Origin of the sequence: uncultured Henriciella sp. (assembly GCF_964005855.1) — a bacterium.
In the GTDB taxonomy this organism is placed as follows: Bacteria; Pseudomonadota; Alphaproteobacteria; order Caulobacterales; family Hyphomonadaceae; genus Henriciella.
Genome location: NZ_CAXFSW010000006.1, coordinates 73471 through 89812 on the forward strand (window position 1 = coordinate 73471; position 16342 = coordinate 89812).

Annotated in this window: 10 protein-coding genes; 8 read left to right on the plus strand and 2 right to left on the minus strand. The window is 63.9% G+C overall.

Annotated features, from left to right (window positions below; genetic code table 11):
• Nucleotides 1-72: 72 nt before the first annotated feature.
• Complete coding sequence (locus ABNU55_RS09615) at nucleotides 73-951, plus strand: ROK family protein (RefSeq protein WP_290751531.1); 879 nt, start codon at nucleotides 73-75, stop codon at nucleotides 949-951.
• A gap of 7 nt (nucleotides 952-958) precedes the next feature.
• Here the strand turns inward: ABNU55_RS09615 and ABNU55_RS09620 are convergent, their stop codons facing one another.
• The gene (locus tag ABNU55_RS09620) at nucleotides 959-2362 is read right to left on the minus strand and encodes a DUF1254 domain-containing protein (RefSeq protein WP_290751530.1); all 1404 of its coding nucleotides are present in this window, start codon (nucleotides 2360-2362) and stop codon (nucleotides 959-961) included.
• Between the two features lie 175 nt (nucleotides 2363-2537).
• Between ABNU55_RS09620 and ABNU55_RS09625 the strand changes: the two genes are divergently transcribed.
• From ABNU55_RS09625 to ABNU55_RS09635, 3 genes are all read left to right on the plus strand, one after another.
• On the plus strand, nucleotides 2538-3374 hold the full coding sequence (locus tag ABNU55_RS09625; RefSeq protein WP_290751528.1) for a metal-dependent hydrolase: 837 nt from the start codon (nucleotides 2538-2540) through the stop codon (nucleotides 3372-3374).
• Between the two features lie 40 nt (nucleotides 3375-3414).
• Nucleotides 3415-4053 carry a TetR/AcrR family transcriptional regulator gene (locus ABNU55_RS09630; protein WP_290751526.1) on the plus strand — a complete coding sequence of 213 codons (639 nt, stop codon included), beginning with the start codon at nucleotides 3415-3417 and terminating at the stop codon, nucleotides 4051-4053.
• Between the two features lie 120 nt (nucleotides 4054-4173).
• Nucleotides 4174-5349: a CaiB/BaiF CoA-transferase family protein gene (locus ABNU55_RS09635; RefSeq protein ID WP_290751523.1), complete on the plus strand. Its 1176-nt coding sequence runs from the start codon at nucleotides 4174-4176 to the stop codon at nucleotides 5347-5349.
• A 35-nt stretch (nucleotides 5350-5384) separates the two neighbouring features.
• Here ABNU55_RS09635 and ABNU55_RS09640 read toward each other — a convergent pair whose 3' ends face one another.
• Nucleotides 5385-6365 carry a nitronate monooxygenase family protein gene (locus ABNU55_RS09640; protein WP_290751521.1) on the minus strand — a complete coding sequence of 327 codons (981 nt, stop codon included), beginning with the start codon at nucleotides 6363-6365 and terminating at the stop codon, nucleotides 5385-5387.
• A gap of 156 nt (nucleotides 6366-6521) precedes the next feature.
• Between ABNU55_RS09640 and ABNU55_RS09645 the strand changes: the two genes are divergently transcribed.
• The 4 genes from ABNU55_RS09645 (at nucleotide 6522) to ABNU55_RS09660 (ending at nucleotide 16250) form a co-directional block, all read left to right on the plus strand.
• Nucleotides 6522-7604 carry a DUF2855 family protein gene (locus ABNU55_RS09645; RefSeq protein WP_290751519.1) on the plus strand — a complete coding sequence of 361 codons (1083 nt, stop codon included), beginning with the start codon at nucleotides 6522-6524 and terminating at the stop codon, nucleotides 7602-7604.
• A gap of 139 nt (nucleotides 7605-7743) precedes the next feature.
• Nucleotides 7744-10566: a phosphoenolpyruvate carboxylase gene (locus ABNU55_RS09650; protein WP_290751516.1), complete on the plus strand. Its 2823-nt coding sequence runs from the start codon at nucleotides 7744-7746 to the stop codon at nucleotides 10564-10566.
• A gap of 255 nt (nucleotides 10567-10821) precedes the next feature.
• Entirely contained in the window at nucleotides 10822-12282 is a 1461-nt protein-coding gene (locus ABNU55_RS09655; protein WP_348764335.1) for a PfaD family polyunsaturated fatty acid/polyketide biosynthesis protein, read from the plus strand.
• 26 nt (nucleotides 12283-12308) lie between these two features.
• Complete coding sequence (locus tag ABNU55_RS09660; protein ID WP_348764336.1) at nucleotides 12309-16250, plus strand: beta-ketoacyl synthase N-terminal-like domain-containing protein; 3942 nt, start codon at nucleotides 12309-12311, stop codon at nucleotides 16248-16250.
• The last annotated feature ends 92 nt before the right edge of the window (nucleotides 16251-16342 follow it).

Here is a 16342-nt window from a genome sequence, read left to right on the forward strand (position 1 = left end):
CGCAAGACCTATCCATTGCCCGGCGTCCTGCCTAGTCTGGCAGGTCTGATAGGGCGAAAGGTCTCAAACCGTATGACAGCGCACAAGCTCCATGGCGGGATCGATGCAGGCGGCACCACTTTCAAATGCGGGCTGGCCGACAGGACAGGCGCGCTCATCGAGACGCGCCGCATCCCTGTCAGCACGCCGGATGAAACGATTTCTGTCTGCCTCGACTGGGTCATGGCGGCCGCCGCCAACGCCACACTCAAATCTTTTGGCATCGCCAGTTTCGGGCCGATCGATGTGGACCCTCAGTCAGAGAGCTACGGGACAATCACCGGCTCGGCCAAACCGGACTGGTCGGGCACGAATTTGCGGGCTCGCTTCAGCGAAACCCTCGGCCTGCCCGTCACGGTCGACACCGATGTGAACGGCGCCCTGCTGGCGGAGATGAGGAAAGGCGCCGCGCGGGGCTGCGCATCTGCGGCCTATGTCACGGTCGGCACCGGTATCGGCGCCGGTCTGTACGCGAATGGCGGCTTTCTCGGGCGCCCCTCTCACCCGGAATTCGGCCATATCGCCCTTCGCCGCCACCGCGATGACGACACATTCGAAAGCGTCTGCCCCTTTCATCCAGACTGCCTTGAAGGCCTCGCTTCCGCCCGGGCCATACGCGCCCGGGCTGGCGACCCTGAAGCCCTCGCGCCAGATCACCCGGTCTGGGACATCGCGGCCGACTATCTCGCCCAGGCCGCCCGCGCCCTGACCCTCACCTTCCGGCCAGAGCGGATCATCTTCGGCGGGGGCCTGCTGCTTGCCCCGCATTTGATCGCGCGCATCCGCGCAGCCTTCGACAAACAGATGGGCGGCTATCTTGAACACGCCCCTTCAAGCCGGCTCATCGCGACCCCGGGCCTTGGGGATGATGCCGGCCTGATCGGCGCCATCCTGCTTGGGCAGAGCGGCTGAGCCCCCTTCAACGGCTTGTAATCGGCGGCGCAGACCAGGTCCCGTCCAGAATATCCTCGCCCGGCCCGAACATGCGCAGGGTCACCTCGAACGTATCCTCGGGGACAGGCAACCAGTTCTCCTGCGGCACGCCGTCTGGTTTTTCGGCCGCAAAGGTAATGACGATCTCGCCCTCCTCATTGGCGCTGAGGCTGGAATTGCTGCCAAGCGCATAGCGGCCGATGGCGTTTTCCGACAGGAAGCCATCGCTTTCATAGACAGTGACGGACCAGAACCCGCTGACGTGCGGTGTTTTCCCGCGCGCAAAACGGAGTTCATACACGCCCTTCGACCCGTCGAGCGTCTTGCCACCGCCGGTCTCGCGCGCATTCTGATAGACGGCATATTCATTGCGGTTCGCGCCAAACCCGATCTGCGCCACGACTGCACGCACCAGATAGCTGTCGCCATAAGCCCCTAGCGGCACCTTCGTCGGATCGGGGGCCCAGGCCCCTCGATTACCGAACCCGAAGGCCGCATCGATGAGCTTCTGCCCGCGCTCAATCCCTCCATTTAGGGCATCCTTGTTCGAGGCGGACAGCCGCTCGACACGCCCCCCCGCATGAGGGCCGACATTGATCAATCCCAGCTTTTGCAGCTTGTCTTCGTCGGCGGGGGTCGGCGGATAGAGGTCGATCAGGCGGTCCAGCCGGCTGAAGAACTCGGCTCCGGACAGCCCCTTGATGACGTCTTCGGGCTCCTGCTCCCCTGCAATCGGCCGGCAAGGCCCCTCCGCCGGGGCAGGCGCCTTCCCCGAAAGCGGGTGGAGTTTGTATGACCTCTGGATCTCATTCACCGCAGCGACGTCATCCTTGCCCTTCAATTCAGTCCGGCCAATGATCCAGACAAGATTTGTCGGCGCATCGATCCGCGTCATCCCGCCGGGCACCTTGCCGGTCCAGCCCGGCCCGGCAATCAGATAGGTCTCAGGCTCACCCCCATTCGACTGACTGCCCGGCCCGGCGAAATTATTGGTCCAGGCGTCGAGCATGGCCATCAGATAGAACCGGTCCTTCACCTCAGGCACCTCAAGCACCATCGGGCCCTCCGCGAGGTCTAGGAAGGCCGATGAATAGAGCGTGTCGACATTCGGACGCACCACCGCCCTGAAATCCGGACCGGGTATAGAGAATTTGTGGGTGAAACTGTTCACCGGCCCACCAAGCCCGCAGAGATACGGCTTTTCGGTCGCCGCCTGATAGGTCTGATCCATAAGCAGGACGGGAAAACCGAAAACATAGCCGTCCGACGCGATGAGGCTGGTGCGCATCTGCAGCGCCGGACCATCCTCATCCGCCTTTGCCGCCAGGCAGGCGGTCTGGGTAAGCAGCAGGCCCGCCAGTGCGGCCGCGCCGAGATATCTCTTTTTCATGGGATCTGGATCCTTTCACGCAATGCAAAAGCGGTGGGCCTTCCGGCGACTCTCCGGATGACGCAGACCTTACTATGAAAAAATTTTTCGACAATACTTGTAGAAAAATTTTTCAATAATATCTTCACCGGGTTCGCTGAATGGCGGACGGGGCGGCTCAACAAGGAGCAGACTTATGAATTCGAAGGATATTTCGCGCACCGTGGAGATCACACCGCGCGACCAGAACTTTTCCTTTGCCGATATCGAGACGCGCGACTGGCTCGGCGGCGATACATTCAGGTCGCTCGTCTTCAATGCGCTGTCGATCACCTTCCCGGCCGGAGAGCGTTTCTTCATCCGCAGCGTGAAGGCTTTCCGCGGCGATGTGCGCGACGAGACACTCCAGTCGCAAGTGGCCGGCTTCATGTCGCAGGAAGCCATGCATACGCGCGAACATGTGCGTTACAATCAACGCCTCGCCGAACATGGCTACCGGGCCACACTGCTGCATGAGGAAACCGAGGCGCGCTTTGCCTTTGCCCAGAAGCACACCACCGATCTTCAGCGCCTGGCCGCGACGTGCGCGCTTGAGCATTTCACGGCCATCCTCGCCGAAGAACTCCTCTCGGAGCCGGACCTCCTGGAAGGCGCCCGCGAGGCCTATCGCGACATCTGGCTCTGGCACGCCATCGAGGAATCCGAACACAAGGCGGTTGCCTTCGATGTCTATCAGGAAGTGACCGGCGGCAAAGGCTACTGGCTGCGCGTGCGGACCATGCTCATGGTGACCCTTCTCTTCCTCCACCACATGCGCCGCATATTCAACGTCATGCTCAAGGATATGGGGCTTGGGCGATCGCTGAGGGCAAGGCTGCAGCTCAACTGGGTTCTCTGGGGGCGCCCCGGTCTTTTCCGCAGGATGATGCTGCGATGGGCCACCTATTTCAGGCCCGGCTTCCACCCTTGGGACCATGACAACCGCAAGGACGTCCAAGAGGTTGAGCAATCCTTGGCCTATGCCGTTCAATGACGTAAGCACGGGCCATCGACAGACGGCGCGGACTCAGGAATTGGCAACCACAAGACCCAAGCGAAAGCGCCGGACGCCGGAAGAGGCGCGCGAGGAGATCCTTCTCGCCGCCGAAGCCCTCATCCTTGAAGACGGACCCGCCGAGCTCAAATTCCAGTCCCTTGCCGACCGCTCGAACGTCGCCGTCTCCAATGTCTACCACCATTTCGGCGGCGTTCTGGAGATCAAGCGCGGCCTTGCCGAAAAGGTGTTCGACGAGCTTACCCGTGACCTCATGACGGCCCTTGGCGAAGAGGCGGACAATGAGCCGCGCATCTTCGCCCGCAAGGTCATGTCACGCGTCTATTCTGTCCTTCGAAGCGAGCGCTATGCCAAGCTGATCGGCTGGATCGTCCTGTCGACGGAGCTGGGGGAGCTTGAAGGTTTCACCCGGCCGCTCCCCGCCATGGCCGCCCTCATCGCCGGTCACATGGGCCAGCACCTTCCGCCTGATACCTCCGAACGTCTGGCGCAGTTCATCATATACAATGTCGCCATCGTCGCGGTCGGCGAAGGCCTGGTCGGGCCTGCCATCAAGACCGCCCTCACCATGGATGAGGCGGCGGCGGACGGCTCTCTCTGGCTCGGCGACCACTGGGAAGAGCTTCTGGCCCGCGAGCTTGAGAAAGCCGCCTCCTAACCGCCTGCCTCAGCAGATTTGCGTCAGCTTCCCTGACCCGACGCCGGGTCAGCCTGTGCGCGGGCGCCCTCCCGGTCTAGAGATCAGACAACAAGAAAAGACCAGCAGGGAGAACGCGCCATGGACATAAAGGGATTTCCACTCGAAGGGCTGAAAGTCCTTGATCTTTCACGTGTCCTGGCAGGCCCCTTCGCGACGCGCATGCTGTCGGACCTCGGTGCAGACGTCCTCAAGATCGAACCGCCGGAAGGCGATGTGACCCGCCATTTCGGCAAGTCGGACACCGGCGTCGCCGGCTTTTACCTGCAGCAGAATATCGGCAAGCGGAATGTCTGCATCGACCTCAAGGCAGACGGCGCGCGCGAGCTTGTACTCGACCTCTGCCGTGAGGCCGACATGCTGGTCGAGAATTTCCGCCCCGGCGTGATGAAACGCTTCGGCCTCGACTGGGAAAGCGTCCATGCGGTCAATCCGAAACTGGTCATGCTGTCCATTTCCGGCTTCGGACAGACGGGGCCGGAGGCGAAACGCGCCGCCTATGCGCCTGTCGTCCACGCCGAGACCGGCCTTATCGCCCGCCAGGCCGAAATCAGCGGCGGCCCGGCGACAGACCTGCAATTCTCCCTGGCTGACTCCTACAGCTCCCTGCACGGCCTTGTCGGCCTCCTCGCCGCCCTGCGTGTCGCGGAGAAGACCGGCGAGGGTCAGCATGTCGATATCGCCATGATCAATGTCGTCCATGCCACCGATGACTATGCCCACTGGGCGCTCGATGGCGTCTGGCCGAAGCCGAAGGAAAACCTCGTCTGGGACGCGCCGGAGGGCAAACAGATCCTCATTGCTTCCGACATGAAATGGATCTGGATCGTCCTCTCGAAAAAGGCCGGCCTGGTCGACCCGACCCCGAAAGGCGCTGACCTTGAAACGAAAGTGGCCGCACGCCATCAGGCGGTCACCGACCACATCCTCTCCTATCCGAGCTTCGAGGCGCTCACAAAGGCGCTCGATGAGATGAACCTTGCCTGGGGCCTGGTGCGCAAATTCGGCGAGGAGTCCTACGCCCAGACCAGCGTCGGCCCGAACGGCATTCTGGTCGATGTCGAAGATGACAAGGGCAATGCCCGCCGCACGGTGCAGTCTCCTTACAATTTCTCAAGCTCGCAGAGCGGCCTCAAGACGGGCATGCGCCCGCCGCGCCGCGGTGAGCATAATGCCGAGGCGCTAAAGGACTGGCTCGGTGCAGATGCGGCGCGTCTTGAGGGTCTTACGAAAAAAGGCGTCCTGCTCAGCGAGTGAACAGGACGCCTTCATGAAATGGCGAAGATGCCGGCCTAGCTGACGACCACACCGTTGAGGCGTTTCTTGATGATCTCCTCGGCGTCGGCGACGATCCGGTCGATCAGCTCCTCGACACTCGGAATGTCGTGGATGAGGCCCTGGATCATGCCGGCTGACCAGATACCGTCATCGGCGTCGCCCTCTTCCATCGCCTTGCGTCCGCGCACACCGGCGACGAGGTGCTGGACGTCCTCGAACTTCGCCCCGCCCTTGGCTTCGATGGCGACAACCTCTTCCGACACCTTGTTCTTCATCACGCGGGCCGTGTTGTGCAGCGTGCGGAAGATGAGCTTGGTGTCACGCTCATCATTCTCGACCATCTGCTTCTTGAAGTTCTCGTGGATCGGCGCCTCTTTCGTGACGCAGAAGCGCGTGCCCATATTGATGCCGTCAGCGCCGAGCGCCAGCGCGGCCGCAAGCCCCCGTCCATCGCCGAAGCCGCCGGAGGCCAGCATCGGGATCTTGACCTTGTCGGCCGCCGCCGGGATCAGGATAAGGCCCGGAATATCGTCCTCGCCCGGGTGACCGGCGCACTCAAAGCCGTCGATGGAAATGGCATCCACGCCCATCCGCTCAGCCGACAGCGCGTGGCGCACAGCGGTACATTTGTGGATGACCTTGATGCCGTGCTTCTTGAATTCGTCGACATGTTCCTGCGGCTTGTAGCCAGCCGTCTCGACGATCTTGATGCCGCCCTCGATGATGGCCTGGCGGTACTCGGCATAGGGCGGCGGCTTGATGGCCGGCAGGATGGTGAGGTTCACGCCGAACGGCTTGTCGGTCATGTCCTTGGTGCGCTGGATTTCCTTGGCCAGGTCTTCCGGCGTCGGCTGGGTCAGCGCGGTCAGAAGACCAAGCCCGCCCGCATTCGAAACGGGCGCGGCCATCTCGGCATAGCCAACCCACTGCATGCCGCCCTGCACGATGGGGTGCTCAATGCCGAGCAGCTCGGTGATGCGTGTCTTGATAGCCATGTCGTCTCCTCAAATCATGTTTTCCCGCCCTTGATAGGACAATCATTCGCCCCTGCGAAGGATTGCCCTCGCGGCAGCAAATCCCCCGCCCCTTGCACTCGTCTCCAGACGGTCCATTCTTGCGCCAGACAAAAGATTTATGGGAGGACCGCCCCGATGGCCGATGTCAGCGAACTCTGGATCAACCGCAGCGACTACCGCAAGACAAAAGCCGTCAGCGCCCAGCAGAAGCGGCTGGAAGACGGGCAGGTCCGTGTCGCCATCGACAAGTTCGCGATCACCTCGAACAATGTGAGCTACGCCGTATCCGGCGACGCGATCGGCTATTGGCGGTTCTTCCCGGCCGGGGAAGGCTGGGGCAAAGTCACGGTCTGGGGCTTTGGCAATGTCGTGGAATCGCGCAGCCCGGACATTGCAGTCGGCGAGCGTCTCTATGGCTTTTTCCCGATGGCGAACGAAACCGTACTCACCGTGGGCAGCGTCAAGGACGACTATTTCATGGACGCCGCCCCGCACCGCGCAGACCTCGCCGCCGTCTATAACCAGTACCGCCGCCTCGCCGGAGAGCCAGACGCCCTGCGGCAGATGGAAGACGCGCGCAGCCTCTATTTCCCGCTCTTCATCACCTCCTTCGTTCTCTATGATTACCTCACCGACAATGACTATTTCGGCGCGGATCAGGTCGTGATCGGGTCGGTGTCCTCGAAAACCGGCTTCGGCCTCGCCCAGTTCATCCATGAGGACAAGAAAGCCGGAAAGCGGGTGATCGGTCTTACGTCACCGGGTAACAAGGCCTTCGTGGAAAGCCTTGGATGCTGCGATGACATTCTCCTCTATGGCGAGGAGGAGAAGATCGACCCATCGGTGAAGACCGCCTATGTCGACATGTCCGGCAACCGCGATCTGACCATCACGCTGCATAATCACCTCCAGGAAAACATGGTTGAAAGCTGCATGGTCGGCGCCACCCATTGGGAAAGCACAGGGCGCGCCACCGGCCTGCCCGGCGCAGAGCCGCGCTTCTTCTTCGCCCCATCGCAGATCGCCAAACGCAACAAGGACTGGGGGCCGGGTGTCCTCTACATGAAAGCCAGTGAAGCGAGCGCCCGCCTTGCCAAGGACGCCTCGAAGGAAATCGAGATCGAGCGCCTTAAGGGCGCAGATGCCGTCGCCGCAATCTGGCGCGACTTTCTCGACAACAAGGTCGCGCCAAGCCGCGGGATCATGGCCTCCCTCTAGCTTGCCTGCACAGCTTTTCGGCAAAACCGGGTCCTTCGCCGGCCGATACTGCGTCTCTTGTTGACGCCGCGCTGGTCAGGGCCTCCCTCTGAACAAGATAAGAGGGGAGACAAGCGCAAGACCTGCCGGAGCCCTGCCCATGCCGAAAACCCAGACCCCGCTCGACCCTGCTCGCATCCGCGAGACGCTGAGAGGGTATGCCGACAGTATCGAGACCGATCCACTCACAAATTCGGTCTTCTCTTTCGCGCTGGGGCTGTTTCAGGATCTCGATTCCGGGCGCACCGATCTTGGCCGCATCGGCGAGACGGTCGACGCGCTCCACTTCGACCTCCTGCGCGAGCGCGCCGAGCAGTTCAGCCGCCAGCACGCCGACATCGGCGACAGGAAAGACCCGTTCGCCACTGTCCGGGACCACCTCGCCGCCACGGCGAAGAAGGACCCGCAGCGCTTTCGCGATGCAGTCACCCGGCACGCAGGCGGCATTGTTTTCACCGCCCATCCGACCTTTGCCATGTCCCTCTCGCTGCGCCAGGCCTTCGCTGCCTATGCGAGCAAGCCGGACAAAAGCAGTCTCGCCGCGCTGGAGTCCGCCGCCCACGATCCGCAGCCGGACTGGCCCGATCAGATCACGCTGACCCACGAACATGAAGAGGCCCAGGCCGCCATCGCGAACGCACAGGACGCGGCCGGCCACTATGCCAGCCTCATCGTGGAAACGGCACGTAAATATCTGGGCGACGAGTGGCGCAGCCTCCGCCCCGTCCTGCCGACGCTCGCAAGCTGGGTCGGCTATGACCTCGATGGGCGCACCGACATTCACTGGTCCCAGTCGATCACCTTGCGGCTGCGCGAAAAGGCCGCCCAGCTTGCCTATTATCGCGGGCGCCTGTCGAACTTCGCCGGGTTTGAACAGATCGCCGCGCTGGAACACCGCCTTGCCGAAGCGCAGGCGCATACCGAAACGGCGGCGGAAAAGTTCGGACGCGACCTTTCAGACCCCGACACCCTCAGCGATGCGGCCAACTTCCTGACCGAAGCCCCGGACGCGAAGATTGTCGACGCGGTCGAACTGACATCCCCGCTCGATACACTCATCGAAGACCGCGAAACACCTGACGACACCGCCGCCGCCCTGATGATCCTGCGCGCGGAGATCGATGCGCTTCAGCTCGGCACCGCCCGTATCCATCTGCGTGTCAACGCCGCCCAGGTCCGTACCGTCCTGCAGCGCGACCTCGACCTTGAAACCGAAGACAGCGAGCTCGGCCGCCTCGCCCTCAGCAAGCTTTCTGAAATGGCAGACAGCACCGAGGTGCGCCCCGTCAACTTCGCCGACCTCTTCCTTGAGCAATCGACCGCGCGCCGCCAGTTCATGATGTGCGCGCAGATCCTCAAACATATCGATGCCGGCTCTCCCATCCGCTTCCTCATCGCAGAGAGCGAGAACCCCGCCACCGTCATGGGCGCCCTCCATCTCGCCCGCCAGTACGGCGTCGACCATGCCCTCGATATCTCGCCCCTTTTCGAAACCCCGGAAGCGCTTGAGACAGGCGGGCGGTTCGTCGAACGCCTGCTGGAGGAAGAGAGCTTCTGCGATTATGTAAAAACGCGCGGCTATCTCTCGATCCAGCTTGGCTTTTCTGACTCCGGGCGCTTCATCGGTCAGGTCGCCGGCAATATGGCGATCGAGCGGATCCACAGCCTGATCGGCCGTGCCCTGGGCGAGGTCCTGCCCGGCACCGGCCTTCTGGTCTTCAACACCCATGGCGAATCCATCGGGCGCGGCGCCTATCCCGGCAGCTTCCAGCAGCGCCACGACCACCTCCTGACACCCTGGACCCGAAACCAGCTCCTCGCCCGCGACATCCAGCCCATCCATGAGGTGAGCTTTCAGGGCGGCGACGGCTTTCTTCACTTCGCCACGCCGCAGCTGTCGCGCGCCACCTATGCCGCCTTCTGCGAACACATCCTGTCGGACCCGCCGCCGACAGAGGACGATGCCTTCTACACTCAGACCGATTTTGTCTGGGACGCCTATCGCGCCCTGCGCAGCTGGCATGAGTCGCTGTTCGTCGATGAGGATTATGGCGAGATGCTGAGCGGGTTTGCCTCCGGCTTTCTGGTCAAGGCCGGCTCGCGGCCCGTCAAGCGGGCCGGGGGCCCGAGCGGGCCGTCCGCCATCCGCGCCATCTCCCACAATGCCATGCTCCAGCAGCTTGGCGTCCCGCTCAACTCAGCCTGCGGCATCGGTTCTGCCATGCCGCGCGAAACGGCCCGCATGCGCGATCTCATCAACCGCTCACCCCGGCTTCATGCCCTTATCATGCTGGCCGTTCGGGCACGCATGCTGACCAGCCTGCCCGTCCTTCGCGGCTATGCCAGCGTTTACGAGCCGCATGTCTGGCTGGCCGTCTCGCGCCATGGCGACACCGGCCAGCCCTCCAGCCTGCGCAGGATCGCCGACATTCTGGGCACCCAGCATACCTCGACCAGCCTGCAGAAGATCGCCAACCGGCTCAGCATGGACCTTGTCGAGTTCGATGCCCTTCTCGCCTCGCTCGACGACGCGCCAAGTGTCGAGCGGCGCCATGAGGACCGGCTCAATTTCCACGCCCTGCACGCAATCCGCCAGGCCATCATGATGTATGCGCTCAGCCTCACCGGACGCCTGCGCGGTGTCTCGGCCCGCCACGACACCAGCCGGGAGGACATCATGGCGCTGGTTCTTGCCATGCGGATCGATGAGGCGGCCGACCTGCTGGAGACGATCTACCCGCCCTCGCGCGGCGAAGCGGACCTGTTCTCGGGCATGGAAGAAAAGGGTTTCGAAAGCGGGGCCTCGGGCGCGTCGGGCTATGACCGGCTGCATGAAGAACTGATCGCCCCACTGCGCCTCTGCGCCGCCCTGATTTCCCGGCTTTCCATCGCGACCAGTCACGCCTTCGGCGCCTGGGGCTGATCGACACCGGCGGCTGTGCCAAACCGGCATGGATGGATATCTATGTAAGACCTTATTCTGTTGCACTTGCAACAGCTTAGGCGGCCTGGCGTGCAACTGTGCCAAATCGGACGGCATTTCATGCTGCACATGCGAGAAAGCGCTGGTCCGATCATTGCAGTTCCCCCCAAATCAGTCTCTAGTCGCAACCAGAAGGGGAATTGCTGGCGAATGAGGATTCAGCACTGGAATTCCGATAGCCACAGCGGCCCAGCCATGAAGGTTGAGACGCGCACACCCCACTTGAACCGCCCGACAGAGCAAGCCGAAAGCGCCATCTATCCCGAATGGCTCGGCGACCACACCTTCACACGCACGCATGGCAGCCGTTTCGCCTATGTCGTTGGAGAAATGGCACGCGGCATCGCCACACCCCGGATGGTCATCGCCGCGGCTGCGGCAGGTCTGGTCGGTTTCTATGGCAGTGCGGGCCTCAAGCCCGAAACCATTGCCGCAGGTCTCGATGAGATCGAGGCCGCGCTCGGCAAGGGCGCGCCCGCCTGGGGCGCCAACCTCATCCATACCCCACAGCAGCCGGGCTATGAGCGTGCCGTGGTGGACCTCTTCCTCTCACGTGGCATCGCCCGCGTTTCGGCCTCGGCCTTCATGCAGCTCTCGCCGGAAATCGTCCGCTACAGCGCGGCAGGCCTGTCGCGCGCCGCCGATGGCATCATCCGCCGCAGCACGCATGTCTTCGCCAAGGTCTCGCGCGCCGAAGTTGCCCGCCAGTTCATGGCGCCCGCGCCCGATACCATTCTGAAACAGCTCGTCGCGCGCGGCGACATCACCCCGCAGCAGGCAGAAATCGCCGCCAGCGTGCCGGTCGCCCTCGACATCACTGCCGAAGCTGACAGCGGCGGCCACACCGACAACCGCGCCGCCGGGCCGCTCTTTTCCTCGCTCGTTCAGGCAAGACGCGAGACCTGCGACACTCACGGCCTCAACCCTGACGATATACGCATCGGCCTTGGCGGCGGCATCGGCACGCCGTGGGCGGCGGCCGCAGCATTCCAGATGGGCGCTGCCTATATCATTACCGGCTCGGTCAATCAGGCCGCCACCGAATCCGGCCTCTCTCTGGCTGGCCGCAAGCTGCTGGCAGAGGCTGGCCCGGCAGATATCGCCATGGCGCCTGCTGCCGACATGTTCGAACAGGGTGTAGAGGTTCAGGTTCTCAAACGCGGCACCCTCTTTGCCATGCGCGGACGCCGCATGCGGGAAATCTACAAGACGCGGACCGGCTTTGCCGACTGCACGCCGCAGGAGCAGGCCTTTATCGAGACCGCCCTGGGAGAGCCCTTCTCCGCCACCTGGGAAAAGACACGCGCTTTCATGGCGGCCACCAACCCGAAAGAGCTCGCAAAAGCCGAGGCCGACCCGCGTCACCAGATGGCGCTCGTCTTCCGCCGCTATCTCTTCTTCGGCGCGCAATGGGCGCGCGAAGGCGATGAGAGCCGGCTGCGCGACTATCAGATCTGGTGCGGGCCCGCGATGGGCGCCTTCAATGAGTGGGTGAAGGGAAGCCCGCTCGAAGCGCTGGAGAACCGCAGCGTGAAACAGATCGCGCTCAACCTGCTCGACGGGGCCGCGCAGCTTACCGCGCTACAGGCGCGCCGGGCGCGCGGGGAAAACATACCACAATCGGCTTTCGACTATCGCGCGGGGCTGTTCGACTAATCTCTGGCTGAGGGGCTGAGAACATTATGGCAGACAGAACGTCCGAACCCACCGACATCGCCATTGTCGGCTATGGTGCAATGTTTCCGGGACGCGGCGATACGCCGGGCTTCTGGCGCGACATCGCCGAAGGCGTCGATACGCTGGGGCCGGTGCCATCGACGCACTGGCTGATCGAGGATTATTACGACGCAAACCCGCGCGCCAGGGACAAGACCTATGGCCAGCGCGGCGGCTTCCTTTCACCGCAGGGTTTCGACCCGCTCGCCTTCGGCATTCCGCCCAACCAGATCGACGCGACCGACAGCGCGCAGCTCCTCGCCCTGATGGTCGCTCAGACCGCGCTCGATGAGGCGGAGAAAGCCACCAAGGGCGCAATCGACCGCAAGCGCACCTCCTGTATTCTGGGCGTCGCTTCTGCAACCGAGCTCGTCGGCCACATGTCAGGCCGCCTGCAGCGCCCATCCTGGGTAAAGGGACTGCGCGAGTCCGGGCTGCCCGAGGATCAGGTCCAGGCTATTGCCGACCGTATTTCGGAGAATTTCTCCGAGTGGAAGGAAAGCACCTTTCCCGGCCTTCTCGGCAATGTCGTCGCCGGGCGGATCGCAAACCGGATGGACCTTGGCGGCTCCAACTATGTCACAGATGCGGCCTGCGCCTCCTCGCTCTCCGCGCTGCACGGCGCCATTCATGAGCTTCGCGCAGGCGACAGCGACCTCGTCCTCGCCGGCGGCGTCGATGCGCTGAACGACATCCTCATGTATATGTGCTTTTCGAAGACGCCGGCCCTCTCCCCGACAGAGGATTGCCGGCCGTTTTCGGACAAGGCCGACGGCACCATGCTGGGCGAAGGCATCGGCATATTGGCGCTTCGCCGCCTTGCCGATGCCGAACGCGACGGCAACCGGATCCATGCGGTCATCAAGGGGATCGGCTCTGGCTCTGACGGGCGCGCGACCGCCATATATGCCCCGCTGCCAGAGGGTCAGGCCCGCGCCCTCACCCGCACCTATGAGCAGGCTGGCTATGATCCCCGCTCGGTTGAACTCGTTGAGGCGCATGGCACCGGCACCAAGGCTGGTGACGCCGCCGAACTCTCAGGGCTCAAGCTCGTTTTCTGCGAGGACGGTGAAACCATAGACGCGCCATGGTGCGCCATCGGCTCGGTGAAGTCCCAGATCGGCCATACCAAGGCGGCCGCCGGATCGGCCAGCCTGATCAAGACGGTCATGGCGCTTTCCCGCAAGGCCCTGCCGCCGACGATCAAGGTCGATCAACCTGCGCCTGCGCTGGCTGGCTCGCCTTTCTATGTGAACCGGGAGCTGCGCCCCTGGATCCGGGACAAGTCCCATCCACGCCGCGCCTCGGTCAGCTCCTTCGGCTTCGGCGGCTCGAACTTCCACGTCACGCTGGAGGAATATACCGGCAAGCTCGCCCCGTATCCGGAGCGTATCCTTCCCGCTGAACTCATCATGCTGTCGGCTGAGACACCTGAAGCGCTGGCCACGGCAATGGAGGCGACGGCCCAAAAACTGGTGCATGAGGAAGACCTCGCCATCGCGGCCAGCGACAGCCATGCAGGCTTCACCGCCGATGCGCCCTGCCGCGCGGCCATAACCGCCAGCGACAATAAGGATTTCGCGGCCAAGGCAGGCAAGATTGCCGGTCTCATCCGCGCCGGAACGGTCGAAACCGCACCGCTGCCCAAGGGCGCCAGTGTCAGCCTCACGCCGGCAAGTCCCGGCAAGCTCGCCTATCTCATGCCGGGTCAGGGCAGCCAGTATGTCGGCATGGGCCGTGAGCTTGCGCTCGCCTTCCCCGAAGCCCGTGCCGCCTGGGATTTCGCCGCCAGCCACAAGAAGGCGGGCAAGCTCGGTCTCCACCGCCTTGCCTTCCCGCCATCGGCCTTCAGCGAGGCCGAAGCCAAGGCGCAGGCCGATACGCTGACCGCCATGGAAAACGCCCAACCCGCGCTCGCCGCGGCATCGCTGGCCGTCCTCGCCGTGCTGGAGAAAGCCGGTCTCAATGCCGATATGGCGGCCGGTCACAGCTTCGGGGAGATCATGGCCCTCAATGCGGCCGGCGTCCTCTCGGACAAGGATGCGCTGTCGACCGCCTGCAAGCGCGCCAGGCTGATGAGCCAGGCCGCCGCAGACAATGAAGGCGCCATGCTCGCCACACAGGCATCGAGCGAGCAGCTCGCCCCGATCCTCAAAAACCACCCGGATGTTGTTGTCGCCAATGACAACGCGCCGACGCAGACCGTCCTCTCTGGCCCGGTCGATGCCATCGAAGCGGCCCGGCAGGCGATAGAGGCTGCGGGGATCAAGGCACGCCGCCTGCCGGTCGCCTCGGCCTTCCATTCGCCCATCGTTGCGGGCGCGGTCGCCCCTTTCCGCAAGGCGCTCGGCAAGACCGATTTCGACAAGGCGGATTTCCCCGTCTTCGCCAATGCCTCTGCGAAACGCTACCCGCTCGCCTATGACAAACAGCGCGACCTGCTCGCCGGACAGATCGAAAGCCCCGTCCGCTTCCGCGAAATCGTTGAAGCCATGCATGAGGCGGGCGTCACCACTTTCGTTGAGGCTGGGCCCGGCACGGTGCTCACCGCCCTTGTCGGCCAGATCCTGCCCGGTAAGGCGACCGCCGTCGCGCTGGACGACAAGAAAGGCAACGGGCTCGCCGCCTTCCTCGCAGGGATCGGCAAGCTCGCCGTGCTCGGCCATGAGGTCGATTTCGAGGCACTCTTTGCCAACATGCCAGCCCCGGCGCCGCGCAAGCCGCGCTCAAAGCATGCCATCGATCTCACCGGCGCGAATTACAACAAGCCCTATCCGCCAAAAGGCGGCGCGGCCGCCCTGCCCCCTCCGAAGGCGGCCAGCGCCTCGCCGCCACAGATAAACAGACCGGTGGACACCGCGCCGCCCGACCCGAAACCGGCGCCCCCGCCAACCGCGACACCTTCTTCCGTAAAGACTTCCCAGCCAGGACCGACACCCATGACTGAGCCCCGCCAGACCGCTCCCGCCTCCACCGCCGCGCAGATCCACGCGCAGATGACAGAGGCGCACACGGCCTACATGCAAGCGCTGCAGACGGCCCATGCCCAGTATATGGAAGCGACGCAGGCCATGCTTGCCGCGGCCAGCCCGGCGCCTGCCCCAGCGGCCCAGCCACAAGCGCAGCCAGCCCCGCAACCGGCCCCCACGCCCGCCCCTGTCGCGGCCGCGCCTGCGCCCCAGCCTGCCCCTACCCCTGCACCAAAGCCCGCCCCGGCGCCTGTGACACCGCCGCCTGCACCAGCTGCTGCGGCTCCTGCACCGCAACCGGCCCCCGCGCCGGCACCCGCCCCTGCCCCAGCTGCCGCGCCTGCGCAGGACTTCACGGCGCTCGTCACCGGCCTCGTCGCTGAAAAGACCGGCTACCCCGCTGACATGCTCGAAGCCGATATGGACCTTGAGGGCGAGCTTGGCGTCGACTCCATCAAACAGGTCGAAATCCTTTCAGCCCTGCGCGAGAAGATGCCCGACCTGCCGGAGATTGAGCCGGAGCAGATTGCAGAGCTGCGCACCATCGCGAAGATCGCCGCCTTCCTGAAACCTGCAGCAGGCGCTGCAACGGCCGAAGCGCCAGCCCCGGCCCAGCCAGCTCCGGCAGCCCAGGCCAATGGCTATACAAACGGCAACGGCCACCACGCCGCGGCCCCGGCAGCCCCCACCCCCGCCCCGGCTGCGGGCGGCGCCGACATGGCCGAGCTTGTCCGCAATCTCATCGCCGACAAGACCGGCTATCCGCCGGAAATGCTCGAAGACGATATGGACCTTGAGGGCGAGCTTGGGGTCGACTCCATCAAACAGGTCGAAATCCTCTCTGCCCTGCGTGAGCAGATGCCAAACCTGCCAGAGGTCGAACCGGAACAGATCGCAGAGCTGCGCTCGATCCGGAAGATCGCCGATTTTTTTGGCTAGGGGGCGCGCCGGCGTCGCCTGACGCTGCCCGCCCCGCTTCGCCAGCTCACGAGCCAGAACCGTCCACGGTTCCGCCGCTCGCCCTGAAGGCT